Source organism: Roseococcus sp. GW821-FHT12F05, from assembly GCF_058806835.1.
The window spans coordinates 1-19,454 of the sequence record NZ_JBXAQB010000013.1; the positions used below are offsets into that span (position 1 = coordinate 1).

21 protein-coding genes are annotated in these 19,454 nt (G+C 70.1%); 11 read left to right on the forward strand and 10 right to left on the reverse strand.

Features of this window, described 5'->3' with window-relative positions:
* Both AC1ROY_RS24890 and AC1ROY_RS24895 read left to right on the forward strand, forming a co-directional pair.
* Window positions 1–1,257 (forward strand): DUF1800 domain-containing protein (locus AC1ROY_RS24890; protein ID WP_493151605.1); only part of this gene is annotated, 1,257 nt, incomplete at its 5' end.
* A complete protein-coding gene (locus AC1ROY_RS24895; protein WP_493151606.1) occupies window positions 1,254–2,447 on the forward strand; it encodes a DUF1501 domain-containing protein in 1,194 nt (397 codons plus the stop codon). The genes AC1ROY_RS24890 and AC1ROY_RS24895, both read left to right, overlap by 4 nt.
* 9 nt (window positions 2,448–2,456) lie before the next feature.
* Here AC1ROY_RS24895 and AC1ROY_RS24900 read toward each other — a convergent pair whose 3' ends face one another.
* Complete coding sequence (locus AC1ROY_RS24900) at window positions 2,457–2,780, reverse strand: hypothetical protein (RefSeq protein WP_493151607.1); 324 nt, start codon at window positions 2,778–2,780, stop codon at window positions 2,457–2,459.
* 61 nt (window positions 2,781–2,841) lie between these two features.
* Window positions 2,842–3,192 (reverse strand): hydroxyisourate hydrolase, encoded by a 351-nt coding sequence (gene uraH, locus AC1ROY_RS24905; RefSeq protein ID WP_493151608.1) that lies wholly within the window; start codon window positions 3,190–3,192, stop codon window positions 2,842–2,844.
* Between the two features lie 94 nt (window positions 3,193–3,286).
* Between uraH and AC1ROY_RS24910 the strand changes: the two genes are divergently transcribed.
* Both AC1ROY_RS24910 and serA read left to right on the forward strand, forming a co-directional pair.
* Window positions 3,287–4,567 carry a hydantoinase/carbamoylase family amidase gene (locus AC1ROY_RS24910; protein WP_493151609.1) on the forward strand — a complete coding sequence of 427 codons (1,281 nt, stop codon included), beginning with the start codon at window positions 3,287–3,289 and terminating at the stop codon, window positions 4,565–4,567.
* 10 nt (window positions 4,568–4,577) lie between these two features.
* Window positions 4,578–5,822, forward strand: coding sequence for a phosphoglycerate dehydrogenase (serA, locus tag AC1ROY_RS24915; protein ID WP_493151610.1), 1,245 nt, complete (start codon window positions 4,578–4,580; stop codon window positions 5,820–5,822).
* Here the strand turns inward: serA and AC1ROY_RS24920 are convergent.
* Window positions 5,807–6,130 (reverse strand): hypothetical protein, encoded by a 324-nt coding sequence (locus tag AC1ROY_RS24920; protein ID WP_493151611.1) that lies wholly within the window; start codon window positions 6,128–6,130, stop codon window positions 5,807–5,809. The two genes, serA and AC1ROY_RS24920, sit on opposite strands and share 16 nt — an antisense overlap.
* 47 nt (window positions 6,131–6,177) lie before the next feature.
* Entirely contained in the window at window positions 6,178–6,468 is a 291-nt protein-coding gene (locus tag AC1ROY_RS24925) for a hypothetical protein (protein WP_493151612.1), read from the reverse strand.
* A gap of 108 nt (window positions 6,469–6,576) precedes the next feature.
* On the opposite strand from AC1ROY_RS24925, the gene otnK reads away from it, so the two are divergent.
* Together otnK and otnC are read left to right on the forward strand one after the other, a co-directional pair.
* Window positions 6,577–7,845 (forward strand): 3-oxo-tetronate kinase, encoded by a 1,269-nt coding sequence (gene otnK, locus AC1ROY_RS24930; RefSeq protein ID WP_493151613.1) that lies wholly within the window; start codon window positions 6,577–6,579, stop codon window positions 7,843–7,845.
* Window positions 7,842–8,462: a 3-oxo-tetronate 4-phosphate decarboxylase gene (gene otnC / locus AC1ROY_RS24935; protein WP_493151614.1), complete on the forward strand. Its 621-nt coding sequence runs from the start codon at window positions 7,842–7,844 to the stop codon at window positions 8,460–8,462. Before otnK ends, otnC begins: the two co-directional genes overlap by 4 nt.
* Window positions 8,463–8,530: 68 nt before the next feature.
* On the opposite strand, the gene AC1ROY_RS24940 is transcribed toward otnC, so the two are convergent.
* Both AC1ROY_RS24940 and AC1ROY_RS24945 read right to left on the reverse strand, forming a co-directional pair.
* Window positions 8,531–9,178 (reverse strand): histone H1-like repetitive region-containing protein, encoded by a 648-nt coding sequence (locus AC1ROY_RS24940; protein WP_493151615.1) that lies wholly within the window; start codon window positions 9,176–9,178, stop codon window positions 8,531–8,533.
* Window positions 9,179–9,584: 406 nt separating this feature from the next.
* Window positions 9,585–10,718: a bifunctional 2-methylcitrate synthase/citrate synthase gene (locus AC1ROY_RS24945; RefSeq protein WP_493151616.1), complete on the reverse strand. Its 1,134-nt coding sequence runs from the start codon at window positions 10,716–10,718 to the stop codon at window positions 9,585–9,587.
* Window positions 10,719–10,870: 152 nt separating this feature from the next.
* Here AC1ROY_RS24945 and AC1ROY_RS24950 point away from each other — a divergent pair, with 152 nt between their 5' ends.
* A complete protein-coding gene (locus AC1ROY_RS24950; protein ID WP_493151617.1) occupies window positions 10,871–11,242 on the forward strand; it encodes a hypothetical protein in 372 nt (123 codons plus the stop codon).
* On the opposite strand, the gene AC1ROY_RS24955 is transcribed toward AC1ROY_RS24950, so the two are convergent.
* Together AC1ROY_RS24955 and AC1ROY_RS24960 are read right to left on the reverse strand one after the other, a co-directional pair.
* A complete protein-coding gene (locus AC1ROY_RS24955; protein ID WP_493151618.1) occupies window positions 11,239–11,646 on the reverse strand; it encodes a GNAT family N-acetyltransferase in 408 nt (135 codons plus the stop codon). The genes AC1ROY_RS24950 and AC1ROY_RS24955 overlap by 4 nt on opposite strands.
* Before the next feature lie 79 nt (window positions 11,647–11,725).
* Window positions 11,726–13,264 carry an MmgE/PrpD family protein gene (locus tag AC1ROY_RS24960; protein ID WP_493151619.1) on the reverse strand — a complete coding sequence of 513 codons (1,539 nt, stop codon included), beginning with the start codon at window positions 13,262–13,264 and terminating at the stop codon, window positions 11,726–11,728.
* A 132-nt stretch (window positions 13,265–13,396) separates the two neighbouring features.
* Between AC1ROY_RS24960 and AC1ROY_RS24965 the strand changes: the two genes are divergently transcribed.
* Genes AC1ROY_RS24965 through AC1ROY_RS24980 form a run of 4 tightly spaced genes read left to right on the forward strand, consistent with a single transcriptional unit; the run spans window position 13,397 to window position 16,403 of the window.
* The gene (locus AC1ROY_RS24965) at window positions 13,397–14,770 is read left to right on the forward strand and encodes a dihydroorotase (protein WP_493151620.1); all 1,374 of its coding nucleotides are present in this window, start codon (window positions 13,397–13,399) and stop codon (window positions 14,768–14,770) included.
* A 26-nt stretch (window positions 14,771–14,796) separates the two neighbouring features.
* Window positions 14,797–15,015: a hypothetical protein gene (locus tag AC1ROY_RS24970; RefSeq protein ID WP_493151621.1), complete on the forward strand. Its 219-nt coding sequence runs from the start codon at window positions 14,797–14,799 to the stop codon at window positions 15,013–15,015.
* On the forward strand, window positions 15,012–15,413 hold the full coding sequence (locus AC1ROY_RS24975; RefSeq protein ID WP_493151622.1) for a type II toxin-antitoxin system VapC family toxin: 402 nt from the start codon (window positions 15,012–15,014) through the stop codon (window positions 15,411–15,413). Before AC1ROY_RS24970 ends, AC1ROY_RS24975 begins: the two co-directional genes overlap by 4 nt.
* Before the next feature lie 45 nt (window positions 15,414–15,458).
* Window positions 15,459–16,403 carry an N-carbamoyl-D-amino-acid hydrolase gene (locus AC1ROY_RS24980; RefSeq protein WP_493151623.1) on the forward strand — a complete coding sequence of 315 codons (945 nt, stop codon included), beginning with the start codon at window positions 15,459–15,461 and terminating at the stop codon, window positions 16,401–16,403.
* Here the strand turns inward: AC1ROY_RS24980 and AC1ROY_RS24985 are convergent.
* Entirely contained in the window at window positions 16,400–17,974 is a 1,575-nt protein-coding gene (locus AC1ROY_RS24985; RefSeq protein ID WP_493151624.1) for an ABC transporter substrate-binding protein, read from the reverse strand. The two genes, AC1ROY_RS24980 and AC1ROY_RS24985, sit on opposite strands and share 4 nt — an antisense overlap.
* Before the next feature lie 31 nt (window positions 17,975–18,005).
* Window positions 18,006–19,424, reverse strand: a complete 1,419-nt coding sequence (locus tag AC1ROY_RS24990; RefSeq protein ID WP_493151625.1) for an amidase — start codon at window positions 19,422–19,424, stop codon at window positions 18,006–18,008.
* Between the last annotated feature and the right edge of the window lie 30 nt (window positions 19,425–19,454).

The following is a 19,454-nucleotide window of genomic DNA, read 5'->3' on the forward strand; positions in this document are numbered from 1 at the left end:
CGCTTCGGCCTCGGGGCCCGCCCCGAAGCACCCCTGCCGGCCGACCCCTCGGCCTGGCTCTCGGCCCAGGTCGCGCCCATGCCCGAGCTGCCCGGGCCCAGCCTCAACGATATCCAGGTCGCCCTGCGCGCGCAGCGGCGCGACATCCGGCATCCGGGCGTCGGCGACATCTTCCGGGTGGAATCCACCGCCTGGGCCACGCGGATGATCGCCACGCGAAGCCCCTTCGCCGAACGCTGGGCGAATTTCTGGACCAACCACCTCACCGTCAGCCGCCGTGCCTTCCAGACCACGGCCTGGCTCGGGCACTACCAGCGCGCGGCCATCCGCGCGAAGGCCTTCGGCCGCTTCGAGGACCTGCTGCTCGCCGCCTACCGGCATCCCGCCATGCTGGGCTACCTCGACCAGACCAACTCGACCGGCCCCACGAGCCCCGTCGGCCGGCGCGGCCGCGGGCTGAACGAGAACCTGGCGCGCGAGTGCCTGGAGCTGCACACCGTCACGCCGGCCGCGCGCTACACCCAGCAGGACGTGACCGCACTGGCGCGCATCCTCACCGGCTGGTCCGCCGGCCGTGGCGAGCAGTTTTCCGAGGTCGACGGCTTCCTGTTCCGCGCGGATGCGCACGAGCCGGGGACGAAGCGCCTGCTGGGCCGCGAGTTCCCGGAGGGCGAGCAGGGTGGCGCCGAGGCGCTGCGCTTCCTTGCGAACCACCCTTCCACCTACCGCGCCCTGGCGGCGAAGCTCGCCCGGCATTTCGTGGCCGACGTGCCCTCGCGTGCCTCGCTGACCTGGATCGAGGGCGCGTTCCGCGACAGCCGCGGCGACCTCGCCGCCGTCGCGCGCGCGGTCCTCGCCGAACCCGACGCCCAGGTCCCGCTGCGCAAGCTCCGCAGCGGGGAGGACTACGCCATCGCCGTGCTGCGCGCCCTCGGACTGGGCGCGGAGGCGGCGCCCATGCTGCTTGCCACGCTGACGCGGCTGAACCAGTCGCTCTGGAACGCGCCGGCGCCGGACGGATGGTCCGACGCGGCGAGCGAATGGGCCGCGCCGGAGCAGCTCATGCGCCGTCTCGACTGGGCAACCGAGCTGGCCGGGCGGGCCGCGACGGGCGGCGGCACCGATCCCGAGACCCTGGCGGAGACCGTGCTCGGCCCCCTCGCCCGCACGGAGACCCTGAACGTGGTGCGCCGCGCCGGCTCGGCGCGGGACGCGATCGTGGTGCTGCTCGCCAGCCCGGAGGCGCAACGCCGATGAACCTCGAACGCCGCTCCTTCCTCCTCGGCCTCGGCGGCGCGATGGCGCTGGGCGGCACGCGCCTGGCCCTCGCCCAGGGGCCGGCGGGCGACAAGCGCCTCGTCGTCGTGCTGCTGCGCGGCGCGCTGGACGGGCTCGCCGCGGTGGCGCCCTATGGCGATCCGGGCTTCGCCGCGCTGCGCGGCCCGCACGCGCCCCCCGAGCCTGGCCAGGAGGGCGGCACGCTCGACCTCGGCGGCTTCTTCGGCCTGCATCCGGCCTTGCCCCGGCTGCACGACCTCTACACCTCCGACCGGGCGCTGATCCTGCACGCCATCGCCGGCCCCTGGCGCAGCCGCAGCCATTTCGAGGCGCAGGATTTTCTCGAATGCGGCGCCACCCAGCGTCTCCCGGACGGCTGGCTCAACCGCGCGCTCGCCACCATGCCCGCCGAGACGGCCGGCACGGCGCGGCGCGGCCTCGCGCTCGGCATCGACGTGCCGCTGCTGCTGCGCGGCCCCATGCGCGTCGGCAGCTTCGCGTCGCAGGCGCGTGCGCGGCCGGACACGCAGATCCTCGCCGCCCTCGCCCGCCTGCATCGTGGCGACCGCGAGCTCGGCCCGGCCTTTGCCGAAGGGCTGCGCGCACGCGGCTTTTCCTCCGGCGTCCTGGCAGGGCTGGAGCCGCCGCCGCCGGGCACCAGCGGCTTCGTAACCCTGGCCGGATCGGCGGCGCGGCTGCTGGCCGAGCCGCGCGGGCCGCGCGTGGCGGCGCTGGAGCTCGGCGGCTGGGACACCCATGCGACCCAGGGGCCGCGGCTGGCCGGCGTGCTGCGCGTGCTCGACGAGGGGCTGGAGGCGCTGCGCGCGGGGCTCGGCGCGGCCTGGCCGCAGACGGCCGTGCTTGTCATGACCGAGTTCGGCCGCACGGCGCGCATCAACGGCACCCAGGGCACGGATCACGGCACGGCGGGCGTGGCCTTCCTGCTCGGCGGCGCGGTGCGCGGGGGCCGGGTGGCGGCGGACTGGCCCGGCGTCGGCCCGGGGCGGCTGTTCGAGAATCGCGACCTCGCGCCCACGCTGGATCTCCGCCGGGTGGCGAAGGGGCTGCTGGCCGACCATCTCGGGCTGAACGAAGCGGCGCTGCTGCGGGCCTTCCCGAACAGCCGCGACGCGACGCCGTTGCCAGGGCTGGTCGAAATCTCGGCTTAGGTGGAGACCCTACTTTCCTTGGTTCCCGTCCAGCCACTGGTCCTGCTGATGCAGGGCGAGGAGTTGGCCGCCATGTGCGATGCCAGCTGGGATGCGCGCTTCCCCGACCGGGTCTTCCAGGGCCTGACGGCCGTCGCACCTGGCTGGCGTGGCCGGGGCCTCGGCAAGGCCGTGAAAGCCGCGATGCTCGGGATGGTGCGCGAGCGGCAGCCGGCAGCGGCGCTGATGACGGCCAGCAATGCCGAGGTGAATGCCGCGATGCTGTCGATCAACAGCCAGATCGGCTTCGTGCCGCACCAGCAAATCGGCAGCTACCAGATCGAGCGCGCGCAACTGGCCGCGTGGCTGGATGCACGGCCCGGAAGCCAGACAGCCCTTCCGGTCGGGTCTGCCTCTAGCTTCCGCGATAGGTGGTGTAGCTGTACGGCGAGACCAGCAGGGGAACGTGGTAATGCGCGTCGTTGCCCAGCCCGAAGCTCAGCGTCACCCGATCGAGAAAGGGCGGCTCGGGCAGGTCGAAGCCCTCCGCGCGGAAATAGTCAGCGACGCGATAGACGAGCTGGTAGCGGCCGGGCTGGTAGGCCGCCTCGGGCAGCAGTCCCGCCGGCGCGCGCCCGTCGGCGGTGGTGATGCCCTCGGCGAGGAGGACGCGCTCCTCCCCCTCCAGCCGGAACAGCGAAAAGCCCATGCCGGCGCCGGGGCGGCCCTGCGCGGTATCCAGAACATGCGTGGAAAGCCGGTCCATTCTTGTTCCTCTCAAGGAAACGCAAGGCTGACGCGCGGAAGGCCTCGCTGGCAAGGGCCTGGGACTTGCTCTAATGCCGCGGCAGGAGGCCCGCATGCCCGACACCGTCGCCCCTAATCTCGTCGCCGCCGTCAGCGAGGCGCGCCAGTGGCAGCGCCTGATGGAGATGGGCGCGATCGGCGGATTCACCGACGCCGATGGCAACGAGGGCGTGAACCGGGCGTGCCTCACGGATCTCGACCGGACGGCGCGGCGGCTGCTGATCTCCTGGGCTGAGGCCGTGGGGCTGACGGCCAGCACCGACATCCTCGGAAACCTCTTCCTCCGGCACGAGGGCACGGACGCGACGCTGGCCCCCGTCGTCACCGGCAGCCACATGGACAGCCAGCCGCAGGGCGGGCGCTTCGACGGCATCTGGGGCGTGCTCGCGGCCTTCGAAGCGGTGCAGGCGCTGCGCGAGGCGGGCGTCTCCACGCGCCGGCCTATCGAGGTCGTCGCCTGGACCAACGAGGAGGGCGGCCGCTACGCGCCGGGCTGCATGGGCAGCATGGCCTATGCCGGCTACCGCTCGCCGCAGACCTGGGACGCCGTGACCGACAAGGACGGCATCCGCTTCGGCGACGCGTTGGCCGGGCATCTCGTGCTGGAAGCCGATATCGCCCGCCGCCCGCTCGGTGTGGTCGAGGGCCCTGCCCCCTTCGCCTATGTCGAGGCGCATATCGAGCAGGGCCCGCGCCTCGAGGCCGAGGGGTATGACATCGGCGTGGTCACGGGCATCCAGGGCAGCCGATGGTTCCTGGTGGAAATCAACGGCAAGTCGGACCATGCCGGCACCACCCCGCTCGGCCTGCGCCGCGACGCCGTGCAGGACATGCTACGCGCCATCACCGCGCTGAACGCGCTGATGCACGACCCGACCGACGTGCTGCGCTTCACCGTGGCTCATATCGAGGTGGAGCCGAACACCTCCAACAGCGTGGCCGCCGTCGCGCGCTTCACCATCGACTTCCGCCACCCCGACAACGCTGTCCTCCAGGCGCGCGGCAACGCCATCGAGGGCGTGATCCAGTCGGCGCTGAAGACCTGCACCGCCGAGGTCACCGAGCGCTTCCACGCCGTCCCCACCGATTTCGCGCCCCTGGTGCCCGATGCAGTGGAGACCGCCGCCCGCGCCCAGGGCCTGCGCGCGCTGCGGCTGCCCTCCGGCGCCTTCCACGACGCGCAGTTCATCCACCCCCTCTGTCCGACGGGCATGATCTTCGTGCCTTGCCGCGCCGGCGTCTCGCACCATCCTGCGGAATATGCGGAGCCTCCGGCGCTCGCCGCCGGAGCACGGGTGCTGGCGCAGGTGCTGGCGGATCTGGCGAACCGATAAGGCATCTCACATGAGCGATCAGCTTTCCCTCCCGAAGGACCGCATCCGCGCGCTGCTGCTGGAGGGCATCTCCGACACGGCCGTCGAGCTGCTGGGCCATGAGGGCTACACCAATATCGGCCGCGAGAAGAAGGCGCTGGAAGGCGCCGCGCTGAACGAGGCGGTGCGCGGCGTCCACATGCTCGGCATCCGCAGCCGCACCAACATCACGGAGGAGGTGCTGAGCCATGCCGACCGTCTCATCAGCATCGGCTGCTTCTGCATCGGCACCAACCAGGTGGACCTCGCCGCCGCCCGCGCGCTCGGCATCCCCGTCTTCAACGCGCCCTTCAGCAACACGCGCTCCGTCGCCGAGCTCACCCTGGGCGAGATCGTCATGCTGCTGCGCGGCATCTTCCCGAAGTCCACCGCCGCCCATGCGGGGCAGTGGGACAAGTCGGCCGACGGCTACCGCGAGGTGCGTGGACGCACTCTCGGCATCGTCGGTTACGGCAATATCGGCAGCCAGCTCTCCGTGCTCGCCGAGGCCTTCGGCATGCGGGTGATCTATTTCGACACGGCGGCCAAGCTGCCGCACGGCAATGCCAGCCGCTGTGGCTCGCTGGACGAGCTGCTGCACTGGTCGGACGTGGTGACGGTCCACCTGCCGGAGACGCCGGCGACCATGAACCTCATGAGCGCCGAGCAGATCGCGAAGATGAAGCCGGGCAGCTTCCTCATCAACAACGCCCGCGGGACCATCGTGGACGTGCCGGCGCTGGCCGCGGCGCTGCGCTCGGGCCATCTGGCGGGCGCGGCGCTCGACGTCTTCCCCGAGGAGCCCAAGCGCAACGGCGACCCCTTCGTCTCGCCGCTGCAGGGCATCGACAATGTGATCCTGACCCCGCACATCGGCGGCAGCACCGAGGAGGCGCAGTCGCGCATCGGCGAGGAGGTCGCGCGCAAGCTCGCCGACTATTCCGACACGGGCAGCACCGAGGGCGCGGTCAACTTCCCGCAGGTCGCGCTACCGGCACGGCCGACGGGAACGCGCTTCATGCATGTCCACCGCAACGCGCCGGGCGTGCTGGGCAACGTGAACCAGATTTTTGCGAAGCGCGGCGTGAACATCGCCGGCCAGTATCTCCAGACCGACGGCGAGATCGGCTATGTGGTGGTGGATGCCGGCGCCACGCGGGACGGCGAGGCCATCCTGGCCGAGCTGCGGGCGCTGCCCCACACGATCCGGGCGCGGCTGCTCTACGAGCGGGACTGAGGTCGGATCCGCTTCGCCCGGTGCCGCCAGCGGTCCTGCAGGGGGCCCAGGAGCAGCAACGGCGAGGCGGCCAGCGTCAGGAGCGCGAAGACCGCCGCGGCGCCGCGCGCGCCGGAGGCGAAGGCCGCCACGGTGACGCCCGCGAATCCGCCCACCACCAGCAGAGCGAGCGCGAAAATTCCGAGGATCAGCCGATGGCGCCCCGACAGCCATTCGGGCGGCGGCATGGGCGTCTCGCGCGCCTCGCCGTCGCGGCCGACGTCATAGGTTCGGGAAGGATCAAGGCCGAAGGGGGATTCGGGCGGCACGACCGCAGCCTCGCGTCACGGCCGCACCGCGCGGCCGCTGGGATGGGCTAGCGTCGCACCACGACGAAGAAGGGTCCAGGCTCGAGGCCCATGGCCCGCATCCGGCGGCGGCGCCACCAGAGCGAGACGCTCGCGATGGCCGCCGCGCCGATCACCACCGGCAGCAGCAGGCCGATGAAGAAGATGGCCAGCGCCACCATCAAAAGCCCGCCCGCGGCAAGCGCGACGAGGATCGCGAGGCCGCTCGTGCGCGCGAGCAGGGCGTTGAGCCCGCTGGGGCGGGGCGGGTCCCGGAACTCGCCCTCGGGCGTCATGTCCAGGACGGGACGGCGATGCATGTGGTCGCTCATGCCGGAGATGTTGCCCCTCCGGGCGCGCGCTTCAAGCCCCGTTTGCTGATGTTCCGCACCCGGCCTAAATCGGAGGCGACAACGGAGAGAAACACCATGCCGCTTCTCGGCTGCATCGCGGACGACTTCACCGGCGCCACCGACCTCGCCAGCACCCTCGTCCGCCAGGGGATGAGCGCCGTCCAGGTGATCGGCGTGCCTGATGGCCCCCTGCCCGAGGCCGATGCCGATGCCGTCATCGTCGCGCTGAAGTCGCGCACCATCCCCGCCGCCGAGGCCGTCGCGCAATCGCTGGCCGCCTGCGAGGCGCTGCTGGCCGCCGGCGCGAAGCAGTTCCTCTTCAAGTACTGCTCCACCTTCGACAGCACGGACGAGGGCAATATCGGCCCCGTCGCCGAGGCGCTGCTGAAGCGGCTCGACGGTGGCTTCGCCATCGCCTGCCCCGCCTTCCCGACGAACGGCCGCACCATCTACCAGGGCCACCTTTTCGTCGGCGGCGCCCTGCTGAACGAGAGCGGGATGGAGAACCACCCGCTGACGCCGATGCGCGACGCCAACCTGGTGCGCGTGCTGAGCCGGCAGACGGAAGGCGGCGTCGGCCTGCTGCCGTTCACCGTGGTCGAGCAGGGCGCGGCGGCGATCCGGCGCGAGGTGACGAAGCTGCGCGAGGCCGGCCGGCGCTTCGCCATCGCCGACGCCATCACCGACGCGCATCTCATGGCGCTCGGCGAGGCCTGCGCGAGCCATGCGCTGATCACGGGCGGTTCCGGAATCGCGATGGGCCTGCCGGAGAACTTTCGGCGCGCCGGGCTGCTGCCGGCGCGGCAGGATGCGGGCTCGCTGCCGGAGGTTGGTGGGCTCGCCGCGGTGCTCGCCGGCTCCTGCTCGCGCGCGACGCTCGGCCAGATCGGCGTGGCGCGCGACCATGTGCCGACGCTGGAGCTCGACGCGCTGGCGACGCCCGACGCCGCCGCGCTGGCCGGCCAGGCGAAGGCGTGGATGGAAGGCAAGCTGGAGGCCGGCCGCCCCATCGTGATCGCCGCCTCCGCGCCGCCGGACCGCGTGGAGGCGCTGCAGAAGAAGCTCGGCCGCGACGCCGCCGGCGCGCTGGTCGAGGAAGCCATGGCGGAGATCGCCGAGGCGCTGGTCGCGGCCGGCGTGCGGCGCCTCGTCGTGGCGGGCGGCGAGACCTCGGGCTCGGTGGTGCAGCGGCTCGGCGTGCACTCGCTGCGCATCGGCGCGGAGATCGATCCCGGCGTGCCCTGGACGCATGCGATGCCGGACAGCGCGCCCGAGGGCATGCTGCTCGCGCTCAAGAGCGGCAATTTCGGAGCGCGCGACTTCTTCCTCAAGGCCTTCCAGTGAGCGAGGAGACGCAGCGCCGGCTGCTGGTCGAGCTCGGGGCCTCGCTCTTCCAGCGCGGGTTCTCCGTGGGCAGCGCAGGCAACATCAGCGTGCGGCTCGCGGACGGCTACCTGATGACGCCGACCAACTCCGCCCTCGGCCGGCTCGAGGCGGGACGCATCAGCAAGCTCGACCTGGCGTGGAAGCATGTCGGCGGCGACAAGCCGACCAAGGAGGTCTTCCTCCATCGCGCCTTCCTCGACGCGCGGCCGGAGGCCGGCGCCGTGGTGCACCTGCACAGCACCTATGCCACCGCGATCTCCTGCTTCGAGGAGGCGGTGATCCCGCCGCTCACGCCCTATTTCGTGATGCGCGTCGGCCGCACGCTGCCGCTCATCCCCTACTACCGGCCGGGCAATCCGGAGATGGAGCCGGCGGTGCACGAGGCGGCGAAGGGCGCGAAGGCCGTGCTGCTCGCCAATCACGGTCCGGTGATCTGCGGCGCCACGCTCACCGACGCGGTGAACGCCGCCGAGGAGCTGGAGGAGGCCGCGAAGCTCGCGCTGATGCTGCGCGGGATGTCGCCGCGGCTGCTGACGCCGCCGCAGGTGGACGACCTGCTCTCCACCTTCGGCTGACGCGGCGTACATAAAAAAAGTGCCGCCCCGACGGGGGCGGCACCGGTGTCACGCGATATCAGGCGTGATCAGGTCGTCGGCGTCTCGGTCGGAGCCGGAGCCGGCGCCATGGCAGCAGCCTTCTTCGCGGCGCGCGTCGCGGCGGCCTTCTTCGCGGCCTCGGCGCGCTTCGGATCCTTCGCCTTCACGGCGGGCTTCTTCGCGGGAGCGGCCTTCTTCGGGGCAGCAGCCTTCTTCGCAGCCGGCTTCTTCGCGGCAGCGGCCTTCTTCGGAGCGGCCTTCTTCGCAGGCGCGGCCTTCTTCGCAGCCGGCTTCTTCGCGGCAGCGGCCTTCTTCGGAGCGGCCTTCTTCGCAGCCGGCTTCTTCGCGGCGACGGCCTTCTTCGGAGCGGCCTTCTTCGCGGCGACGGCCTTCTTCGGAGCAGCCTTCTTCGCAGCCGGCTTCTTCGCGGCAACGGCCTTCTTCGGCGCGGCCTTCTTCGCAGGCGCGGCCTTCTTCGCGGCGGGCTTCTTCGCCGCAGCGACGCGGCCGCGCGCGGTGGCGGGCTTCTTGGCCGTGCGGCGGGCGCCGGTGGCCATCGCCATCGCCTGAGCGCGCGGCTTGGTCTCGGTGGTGTCGATCGTATCGGTCATTGTTCTTCTCCTATGCGCCGTGGCGCTCCAGACCTGGATGGTGACTTCGCCGCGGCGCCACGCCGCGGCGGATGGCAGAGACATTCACTCGACAGGCGACGCACCCCGCGAAAGAAAGCTCGGCGCGCCATCTGCGCTTCCGCCGGCATCAGGCGACGGCCCATGCCTTCCTTCCGCAGCGACCGGAAAACGGGATTCCGCGGATCCGATCTTGGATCATCCTTCCTGCTCGACGCTCGCCCTGCTCCGCGATCCACTTCGATGCTCGCCACTCTCGCGATGCTCGCGCCGGCGTCTTCATGCAAGCGAATCGCGCGTCAATGCGCGCGTTTGCAACGCTATCGGAATGCGCGAGTTGCGTGTCAAACACATTCTGCATTTGCACATGCATTTTCGCGCAGGATGAATCGCCGACGCATCACCGGCATCAACGAAAGAGGCCGTCCGATCGCTCGGACGGCCTCTGCGATTCAGCGCGGGCCTCAGTGAGTCAACGCGCGCTCATCGGCGGCACCGGCCGCTGCTCCAGCCCCGTATAAAGAGAGAGCGGACGGATGAGGCGGTTGTCCGCGAGCTGCTCGAACACGTGCGCCGACCAGCCGACGATGCGGCTGCAGACGAAGATCGGCGTGAAGAGCGGGATGTCGAAACCCATGAGGTAGTAGGCGGGGCCTGCAGGGAAATCGAGGTTCGGGTGGATGCGCTTCTCCTCGAGCATCACCTTCGCGAGCACGGCGGAGGTGTTCATCCACCGCTTGTCGCCCACGACCTCCGCCATGATCTCGGCGTATTTCTTCATCGTCGGCACGCGGCTGTCGCCCGACTTGTAGACGCGGTGGCCGAAGCCCATCACCAGCGCCTTGTGGTCGAAGCGCTGGCGCAGCCAGGCCTCCGCCTCCTCCGGCGAGGGGATCTCCTTGAGCATGTGCATCACCGCCTCGTTGGCGCCGCCGTGCAGCGGGCCCTTCAGCGCCGCGATGCCGCCGGTGATCGCGCCGTGGATGTCTGCCATGGTCGAGCTGATGGTGCGGGCGGTGAAGGTGGACGCGTTGAACGTGTGCTCGGCGTACAGGATCATCGAGACGTCGAAGGCCTTGATGACCTCCTTCGCCGGCACCTTGTCGAACACCACCTTGAAGAAGTTCTCGCAGTAGGAGAGCGAGGGATCGGGCGCCACCGGCTCCAGGCCCTTCGACAGGCGGAAGGCCGCGGCGACGGCGGTCGGCGCCTTGGCGAGGATGCGCATGGCCTTGCGGCGCTGCGCGGCGTCGGAGATGTCGGCCCATTCCGGGTCCTCCATCCCCATGAAGCTGACGGCCGTGCGGATCGCATCCATCGGATGCGCATCCTTCGGGAATTCGCGGATGACGCGGAGCAGCGCGGGGCTCAGCGCGCGGTTGGCCTTCTCCTCGGCCTGGAAGGCGGCGAGCTGCGCGGCGTCCGGCAACTCGCCGTTCCACAGGAGGTAGGCGACCTCGTCGAAGCTCGCCTGCTCGCAGAGATCCTGCACGGCATAGCCGCGATAGGTGAGGCTGTTGGTCTCCGGCATGACCTTGGAGATGGTGGAGACGTCGGCATAGACGCCGACCAGGCCCTTGCGGAGGTCGGGGGCAGATTCACTCATGGCATCCCTCATGCTGCTTATTGTGCGGCGCAGCTTACGCCCGCGCGCCGGGCTGTCCATCGGGCGGGCCGATGCGCGCCATCGGGCCCGCCGCCTCGCGTGGCGCACCGACGGATGGCAGGCTGGCCGTCGAACCAGGAAAGACTTCGAAGATGCTCAAGCCGCTTGCCGCCGCCCTCGCCCTGACCGGCCTCGCCGCCCTGCCTGCCGCGGCGCAGGGCTCGGGCGACTGCGTGGCGAACGGGATGATCCAGGTGCTCGGCTTCAGCACCACCTACGCTCCTGCCGAGCGCGAGGGGCGCGTCCCCGCGGCGACGATCTACAGCGCGAACCTGCTGGGATCGCGCCCCTTCCGGATGGTCACGGTGCGGCTGACCGTCGCCAGCCGTCCGTTGACCGCCAGCCAGGAGGTGGAGCTGCCGCCGGGCCAGCCGACGATGGTCCGCATCGGCAGGATGACCGGACCGGTGCTCAGCGACGCCGATCTCCGCGCGGGGCTGCGGGTCACCTGCATGCTGCCCTAGGTCAGGAGCGGAGGTAGAGCACGTCCGGCTCGCCTTCCTCGTTGCCGCTGCCGTCGTCTTCCGCTTCCACGACGAAGCCGTGGCGCTCGTAGAAGCCGCGCGACGGTGTTGCGGGCGAAGCAGCGAAGGCGGAGCGGCGCGCTTCCGGCAGCGCCGATGGCGCATTGCAGCAGGGCGGTGCCGAGGCCCCGCCTCTGCGCGTCGGGATCGATATAGAGGTCGTGGACGGACCAGCCGCCCCTTTCCCGACCGAAGCCGATATAGCCGAGCGGCGGCTCGCCGAAGCCGTCATGGCCAGGCGGCAGCTTGCTGCCGACGCAGAGCACCTGCTCGCGCGGGATCAGGTAACGGCGCAGCCAGCCCTCGACCTCGGCCTCGCTGCGCACCTCGCCGAGCCAGGGCATCGCCGCTGCCGCGCCCGGCGATTGATGCGCGCGAGATCAGGCGCATCCTCCGGGGTCGCGGGCCTCAGCGGCGGCATCCTCAGAAGATGCCGGGCTTGCTCTCGGTCAGCGTGCCCTTCGGCAGCGCAACATGCAGCGCGCCGAGCTCGCCGGCCTTGAGGCCGGTCAGGTTCTCCGCCGCTTCGATGAAGCGGTTCGCCTCGCGCGTGGTGATGATCCCGTCCGTCAGCTCCCGGAACTTTTTGATGTACTGCTCGCGGGCGAAGGGGCGTGCGCCGCGCGGATGGGCGTTCGCCACGCCGAGCTCGTCCACCAGCTTCGTGCCGTCCTTGAAGAGGATCTCCACGCGGCCGCCGAAGGCCAGCGTGTCCGGATCACGCGAATGGTAGCGCTCCGTCCACTCCGGCGCCTCGGTGGTCTCGATCTTGTGCCAGAGGCGGACCGTGTCGGCGCGGGCCGCGCGCTTGGGCGCGTAGCTGTCGACGTGGTGCCAACGGCCGTCCTGCAGGGCGACAGCGAAGATGTACATGATCGAGTGGTCGAGCGTCTCGCGGCTCGCCTTGGGGTCCATCTTCTGCGGATCGTTGGCGCCGGTGCCGATCACGTAGTGGGTGTGGTGGCTGGTGTGGATGATGATCTTCTCGATCTTCTCCATGTCCGTGATGGACTCGCGCATGCGGAAGGCGAGGTCGATCAGCGCCTGGCTCTGGTACTCGGCCGAGTGCTCCTTGGTGTAGCTGTCCAGGATGGCACGCTTGGCCTCGCCGGCACCGGGCAGCGGCACCTCGTAGTAGACGGGGTCGAAGACCGTGTTGCGGCCCTTGCTGTCGGCCTGGGTGCGGCCGGAGAGGATCCAGGCGATCACGCTGTCCTCGCCTTCGTAGATCGGGCTGGGAGCGCCCTCGCCACGCATGCAGCGGTCCACGGCCTCGACGGCGAGCTTGCCGGCATGGGCGGGCGCATAGGCCTTCCAGGAGCTGATCTCGCCCTTGCGCGACTGGCGCGTGGTGACGGAGGTGTGCAGCGCCTGCTGCACCGACTGGAAGATGACCTCCTGCTTCAGCCCGAGCAGCGCGCCGATGCCGGCCGCCTGGGCCGGGCAGAGATGGGCGATGTGGTCGATGCGGTGCTCGTGCAGGCAGATGGCGCGCACCAGGTCGATATGAATCTCGTAGCCCGTGGCGAGCCCGCGCAGCAGGTCGCGGCCCGAGCGCTCCATGGTCTGGGCGACGGCCAGGATCGGCGGGATGTTGTCGCCGGGGTGCGAGTAGTCGGCGGCGAGGAAGGTGTCGTGCATGTCGAGCTCGCGCACCGCGGTGCCGTTCGCCCAGGCGGCCCATTCGGGGCTCGCGGTGAAGCTGGCCGGCATGCCGAAGACGGCGGCGCCGCCCTTCTTGGCATGACCGAGGGCCATGCCGCGGGCCGATACCACCGGCCGGCGGTTGATGGCGGCGATGGCCACCGAGGCGTTGTCGATGATGCGGTTGATGATCATCTCGGCCACGTCCTTCTGGACGGGTACCTTGTCCGCGGCGACGCCGGCGATCTTCCAGGCGAGCTGCTCTTCGCGCTTCAGCAGCGCCTTGGAGGGGTAAACCTTGACCGCGTGCATCTGCATTCGCGCGTTCCTCTTTCCTCATGCCCGGCTTGGCGGCCCATCCGCGCGCGCCTAGCCTGATTTCTTCCTGTGACGGGTCGCATCCTAGGCGCCCCGGCATGCAGCGCAACATGGGCGAGGGATTTCCGCGGGATGGTGTTCGATCTGGTGGTGCGGGGCGATCTGGTGCTGGGCGACCGAGTGCTGGAGGGCGGCTGGGCCGGCGTCTCCGGCGGGGTGATCGCGGCGATCGGCCAGGGCGTGCCGCCGGCCTCGGCTGATATCGCGGACCATCGGGGCATGCTGGTCTTCCCGGGCCTCGTGGACGGTCACATGCACACGAGCAGTGCGCTGGGCTGGCCGGGCATCGAGGGCGCCTCGCGGACGGCCGCGGCGGGCGGCGTGACCACCTGCGTGGACATGCCCTACGACATCCCGCGGCCGGTGACCGACGCGAAGATCCTCGCCGAGAAGATCGCGGTGGTGAACACGACCAGCCATGTGGACATGGCGCTCTACGGCACTATCCGGAAGGATGGCGGCGTGGAGGAGATCGCCGGGCTGGCGGCGGCGGGCGTCTGCTCCTTCAAGCTCTCCACCTACGAATACGACGCGGTGCGCTTCCCGCGCATCGACCACACCACCATGGAAGCGGCCTTCCGCGAGATCGCGAAGACCGGGCTGATGGTCGGCATCCACAACGAGGACCAGGAGATCGTCGAGGGCGCGATCGCCGCGGCCAAGGCGACCGGGCGCACCGATCCCATCATGCATGCGCGCACGCGGCCGCCGCTCTGCGAGACCATGGCCGACCTCGCCATCTTCGAGATGGCGTTGGAGACGGGGGCGCATGTGCATATCGCGCATTCCTCGCTGGCGCGCGGCTTCGACCTGGCCGAGATGTTCCGGAAGCAGGGCGCGAAGACCTCGGGCGAGGCCTGCATCCAGTACCTCTGCATGACCGAGGAGGACCTCGTCCGGCTGCAGGGCTTCGGCAAGTGCAACCCGCCGTTCCGCACAGCGGATGAGGTGGAACGGATGTGGGTGAGCCTGGCCGAGGGCAAGATCGCCTATGTCTCGACCGACCACGCGCCCTGGCCCAAGGCGCGGAAGGAATATCACGGCGACATCTTCGCGCCCGGCGCCGGGCTGGTCGGGCTGCAGAGCTTCGCGCCGCTGATGCTGACCCTGCTGGAGCAGCGCGGCCTGCCGGTGACGCTGATGGCCTCGCTGTGCTCGGAGCGGCCGGCGAGGTTCCATGGGCTCTTTCCGAAGAAGGGTGCCATCCGCCCGGGCTGCGACGCCGACCTGCTGGTGATGGAGCGCGGCGACTTCACCTATGACGCGGCGAAGATCCAGGACCGCGAGGAGAACCGCTGGTCGCCCTATGACGGCATGGCGATGAAGGGCCGCGTGGCCGCGACCTACCTGCGCGGCGGCTGCATCTGGAACGGGACGGAGGTGCTGGCGAAGCCCGGCACCGGCCGCTTCGTGCCGCGGCAGCATGGGGAAAGCTTCTTGGGCTGACGCCGCCGCAGGTGTAGGGTCGGGCGATGGGTATCCTGTCCAACGACACCGGGGCACTCCTTCTGAGCCGGGCCAATGCGCGCGGCGAGACGCCGGATGCGATGGTGCGCCGGCTGCTCGGCGTGGAGCCGGCACGGCGCGCGGACCCGGCTGCCATGCAGGAGATTGCAAAGAGCATCGCCCGGCTGCCGCTTCTCGATCCCCGGCCCGTTGAAGTGATCCGGGATGAGCTTTGGGAGGGGTGACGCTCGTCCTCGATACCTCCCCCCTCATCGCCATCATGGAAGTGGAGCCGGACGCGGAAGTCCTGGCTGCCGCACTCGTCGCGGCGGAGGGCTGCGTCATCTCGGCGCTGACGCTCTACGCGACGTTGGACGTCATGCTGGGCCGCCGCAGCCCTCTGGGCATGGAGCGAGCGCGGCGTTTCCATCGATCAGACCGGTGCCCGCATCGTTCCGTTCGAGGCGGCATGGCGGAGGCGGCCGCAGAAGCCTATTCCCGCTTCGGCAAGGGCTTCCATCCACAAGCAAAGCTAAACATCGCCGACTGCGCGGCCTATGCATTGGCTAGGCAGATCGATGCGCCGCTGCTGTTCAAGGGCAAGGATTTTCTGGCCACGGACGTCAAGATGGCCGTGCCATAGCCCCCCAATCTTGCCATTCCACCCCCCTCGGGGCAGCTTCCGCCTATGCCCCGCATCATGACGCTCGCCGGCGCGCAGACCGGCCCCATCCAGCGCGCCGACACCCGCGCGCACACGCTCGACCGCCTCATCGCGCTGCTGGAGCAGGCCGCGAAATCCGGCGCCCAGTTCGTCGTCTTCCCCGAGCTGGCACTGACCACCTTCTTCCCGCGCTGGTTCATCGAGAACCGGCAGGAGCTCGACACTTGGTTCGAGCGCGCGATGCCGAACCCGCACTGCCAGGCGCTCTTCGACCGCGCGCGGGATCTGAAGGTCGGCTTCTACCTCGGCTATGCCGAGCTGACTGAGGACGGCCACCACTTCAACACCGCCATCACCGTCGGGCCGGACGGCCAGATCCTCGAAAAGTACCGCAAGATCCACCTCCCCGGCTCCGTCGAGCCGCGCGCGGGCTCGCGCTTCCAGCAGCTGGAGAAGCGCTACTTCGAATATGGCGATCTCGGCTTCCCCGCCTTCCGCGGCGCGCCGGAATGGCACCGTCCGGTCATGGGCATGCTCATCTGCAACGACCGCCGCTGGCCCGAGGGCTGGCGCGTCTACGGCCTCCAGGGCGTCGAGCTCATGGTGATGGGCTACAACTCCGCCGCCTACGACCCCAATGGCGGCGAGAGCGAGAGCGCGGAACTGCGCACCTACCACTCCACCATGGCCGCGCAGTCCAACGCCTACATGAACGCGACCTGGGCGGTGAGCGTGGCCAAGGCGGGCAACGAGGACGGCTCGGGCCTGATCGGCGGCTCCTGCATCGTCAGCCCCAACGGGCTGGTGGTCGCGCAGGCGAAGACGCTGGAGGACGAGGTGATCACCGCTGAGATCGACCTCGACGACTGTCTCCAGGGCAAGGAGAAGATGTTCAACTTCGCCCAGCACCGCCGGCCGCAATGGTACGGTCGGATCGTGGAGCAGGTCGGCGCGGTGGTGCCCGACTAGGCTTTCCGGAGGTTGTGGAACAGCGGGAAGCCGTTGAGCATCTCCGTGATCGACCGGCGGAAGGCGAAGGGCTGCATCCAGGCCCCGGTGGGGATGTAGGGCACGTCCTCCCAGGCCTGCAGCTGGATGTCGCGGCAGATGCGCTGCTGCTCCTCCGGCGTCGCGGCATCGAGGAACTGATCGCGCAGCGCCTCGATACGCGGCGAGTCCGGCCAGCCGAACGGGCCGCTGCGGCCGAGCCCTCGGACATAGGATTGCGTCGCGGGCGACAGGGCGATGACGCCGGGGATGTAGTTGCACCACACGCTCCAGCCGCCACGGTCCAGCCCTTCCCGGTTCGCGAGCCGCGGCAGTACGGTACCCCAGTCCAGCGCCTGGTAGTCTAGGTTGATCCCCACCCTGCGGAACATGTCGGCGGCCAGCTGGCTCATCGCGTTCAGCGAGGGCAGGTCGGTCGGGACCACGAAGACCACGCGCTCGCCCTTGTAGCCGGCGGCCTCCAGGTCCCGCTTCACCTTTCCGAAGTCGGGTGGGTTGGACATCACCTCGATCCCGGCCTCAGTCGCGAGCGGACTGCCCGGCAGGAAGAAACCGCAGCGGTCGTTCCACAGCGATCGCTCGTCGCCCATCACCGCCTGCATGTACTCGGTCTGGTTCACGCCGGCGAGGAAGGCGCGGCGGATCGCCGGATTGTCGAAGGGCGGTACCAGATGGTTGAAGCGGATCATGCCCATGAGCCCGCCGCGTTCCTTGGCCTCCACCAGGATGTCGCGGTGCCGGCGCAGCAGCGGCAGCAGGTCCGGCTGCGGCTGCTCCCACCAGTCCACCTCACCCGATTGCAGCGCGGCCGCCGCGGTGGCCGCATCCGGGATGGTGATCCATTCGACGCGGTCCACATGGACGACCTTCGGTCCGGCCGCGAAGCTCGGCGTGCCGGAAGGGCGCGGCACGTAGCCGGCAAACTTCTCGTAGACGTTGCGCGAGCCCGCCACGCGCTCGCCCGGGAGGTAGCGGAAGGGCCCACTGCCGACCATCTCGGTGACCTGCACATTGGGCGCGGTGCTCGCCAGCCGCTCCGGCAGCACGGGGCAGAAGGAGGAGGGCTTGGCCAGTGCCGCCGGCAGTAGCGGAAAGGGCTTTTTGAGGCGGAACCGGAACTCTCGGTCCGAGACGGCGACGAGCTCGTCCGTCGTCGCCCGCAGGGTCTGCCCGAAGGCGTCGATCCTGGTCCAGCGGTCTATGCTGGCCACGGCGTCGCGGGCCAGCACCGGCGTGCCGTCGTGGAAGCGCATCCCCTCGCGCAGGGTGATCCTCCAGGTCCGGCCGCCATCCTCGAGGACATGGCCCTCGACCATCTGCGGCTGCGGCGTGAAGGAATCGTCGAGTCCGTAGAGCTGGTCGTAGACCAGGAAGCCGTGGTTGCGCGTGACCAGGCCAGTGGTGAAGACCGGGTCGAGCAGCGCGAGATCGGCCTGCGGCACGAACCGCACCACGCTGCGCCGCTGGGCGGCGGCCGGGGCGGACAGGGACGCCGCGCCGGCGGCGGAGGCGAGGAAGTCACGACGCTTCATGGCAATCTCTCTCCGATCGGGGATGTGGAAGCTACTGCGCCAGGGGCGGCCTCAACTGCGCCCAGGGCCGGGCCTCCTCGAAGGCCGCGCTGGCCTGCAGCACGCCGAGATCGTCGAAGCGCCGTCCCACGATCTGCAGGCCGACGGGCAGCCCGGCCGGGGTGAAGCCGCAGGGGATGCTCGCCGCCGGGCTGCCCGACCAATTGAAGGGGTAGGAGAACTCCGCCCACATCAGCCAGTCCCATTCGTGCTGCGGCCAATGCTCGGGCTGCAACCGGTCCGCCGGGAAGGCGGCCACGCTCACGGCCGGCGAGAGCAGGAAGTCGTAGGCCTCCATGAACTCGTGGATCTGCTGGACATAGGCGAAGCGGCGCAGGCGCATCTGCATGTATTGCGGCGCGGTGAAGCCGGCGGCGTACTTGATCATCGCGACGAAGGCCGGATCCATCCGGCTCTCGAATTCCGGCAGGCTCTCGGCGCGGCCGGAGAAGGTCGCCGGCCAAAAGAAGCGCGCCAGTTCCGGCCCGAGCGGCCCCCATTCCGGCGTCACCTCCTCGACCTCGGCGCCCATCTCCTCGAAGGCCTTCACGGCGCGCTCGACCACCTCGGCGATTTCAGGGTCGACGCGGGCATGGCCGAGGTCCCGCGTGTACGCGATGCGCTTGCCCTTCATCGAGACCGCCCTGAGCTGCGAGGCATAGTCCTGCGGCGGCGCCTCGAGCGAGGTGTAGTCCCACACATGCGGCCCGGCCATCGCCTGGGTCATCAGCGCGGCGTCCTCCACGCTGCGGGTCAGCGGGCCGATATGGGTGGCGAGCTCGTTGTTCGACATCGGCCAGTTCGGCACGCGCCCATGGGTCGGCTTCAGCCCATAGACGCCAGAGAAATGCGCGGGCATGCGGATCGAGCCCGCCCCGTCGCCGCCCTGGTGCAACGGCCCGTAGCCGCAGGCCGCGGCGACGCCCGCCCCCGAGGAGGAGGCCCCTGCATTCAGCCCCTTGCCCCAGGGATTGTGGGTGATGCCGGAGATCATCGCCTGGCTCACGCCCTTCCAGCCCCATTCGCTGGCCGAGGTCGTCTTGCCCATCATCATCCCGCCCGCCGAGAGCAGCCGGCTGACGCAGGGCGCATCCACGTCGGGAATGGTGCCCTGCAGGATGACGGTGGCGAAGTCGGTCTGCACGCCCTTGGTGTGCTGCAGGTCCTTGATGGTGACGGGGATGCCCTCCAGCAGCCGGGGCGTGTCGTGCTGCCGGTACACCGCCTCGGACCGCCGCGCCGCTTCCAGAGCATGGTCCGGGGTCAGCCGCATCATGGCGTTCACCTTGGGCTCGATGCGCTCCATGCGGTCGAGGATCGCCTGGGCGACCTCCACGGGCGACAGCTTGCGCGCCCGATACAGGGCGTGAAGCTCACGCACGCCCAGAAAGCCGATCTCGTCGATATCCATGGTCCTACCCCGGTCACTGCCCGGCCGCGT

Coding starts and splice junctions, on each gene's coding strand:
- AC1ROY_RS24895 (WP_493151606.1), top strand. CDS start 1,254: ATGAACCTCGAACGCCGCTCCTTCCTCCTCGGCCTCGGCGGCGCGATG.
- uraH (WP_493151608.1), bottom strand. CDS start 3,192: ATGGACCGGCTTTCCACGCATGTTCTGGATACCGCGCAGGGCCGCCCC.
- AC1ROY_RS24910 (WP_493151609.1), top strand. CDS start 3,287: ATGCCCGACACCGTCGCCCCTAATCTCGTCGCCGCCGTCAGCGAGGCG.
- serA (WP_493151610.1), top strand. CDS start 4,578: ATGAGCGATCAGCTTTCCCTCCCGAAGGACCGCATCCGCGCGCTGCTG.
- AC1ROY_RS24925 (WP_493151612.1), bottom strand. CDS start 6,468: ATGCATCGCCGTCCCGTCCTGGACATGACGCCCGAGGGCGAGTTCCGG.
- otnK (WP_493151613.1), top strand. CDS start 6,577: ATGCCGCTTCTCGGCTGCATCGCGGACGACTTCACCGGCGCCACCGAC.
- AC1ROY_RS24940 (WP_493151615.1), bottom strand. CDS start 9,178: ATGTCTCTGCCATCCGCCGCGGCGTGGCGCCGCGGCGAAGTCACCATC.
- AC1ROY_RS24945 (WP_493151616.1), bottom strand. CDS start 10,718: ATGAGTGAATCTGCCCCCGACCTCCGCAAGGGCCTGGTCGGCGTCTAT.
- AC1ROY_RS24950 (WP_493151617.1), top strand. CDS start 10,871: ATGCTCAAGCCGCTTGCCGCCGCCCTCGCCCTGACCGGCCTCGCCGCC.
- AC1ROY_RS24955 (WP_493151618.1), bottom strand. CDS start 11,646: ATGCCCTGGCTCGGCGAGGTGCGCAGCGAGGCCGAGGTCGAGGGCTGG.
- AC1ROY_RS24960 (WP_493151619.1), bottom strand. CDS start 13,264: ATGCAGATGCACGCGGTCAAGGTTTACCCCTCCAAGGCGCTGCTGAAG.
- AC1ROY_RS24965 (WP_493151620.1), top strand. CDS start 13,397: ATGGTGTTCGATCTGGTGGTGCGGGGCGATCTGGTGCTGGGCGACCGA.
- AC1ROY_RS24970 (WP_493151621.1), top strand. CDS start 14,797: ATGGGTATCCTGTCCAACGACACCGGGGCACTCCTTCTGAGCCGGGCC.
- AC1ROY_RS24980 (WP_493151623.1), top strand. CDS start 15,459: ATGCCCCGCATCATGACGCTCGCCGGCGCGCAGACCGGCCCCATCCAG.
- AC1ROY_RS24985 (WP_493151624.1), bottom strand. CDS start 17,974: ATGAAGCGTCGTGACTTCCTCGCCTCCGCCGCCGGCGCGGCGTCCCTG.
- AC1ROY_RS24990 (WP_493151625.1), bottom strand. CDS start 19,424: ATGGATATCGACGAGATCGGCTTTCTGGGCGTGCGTGAGCTTCACGCC.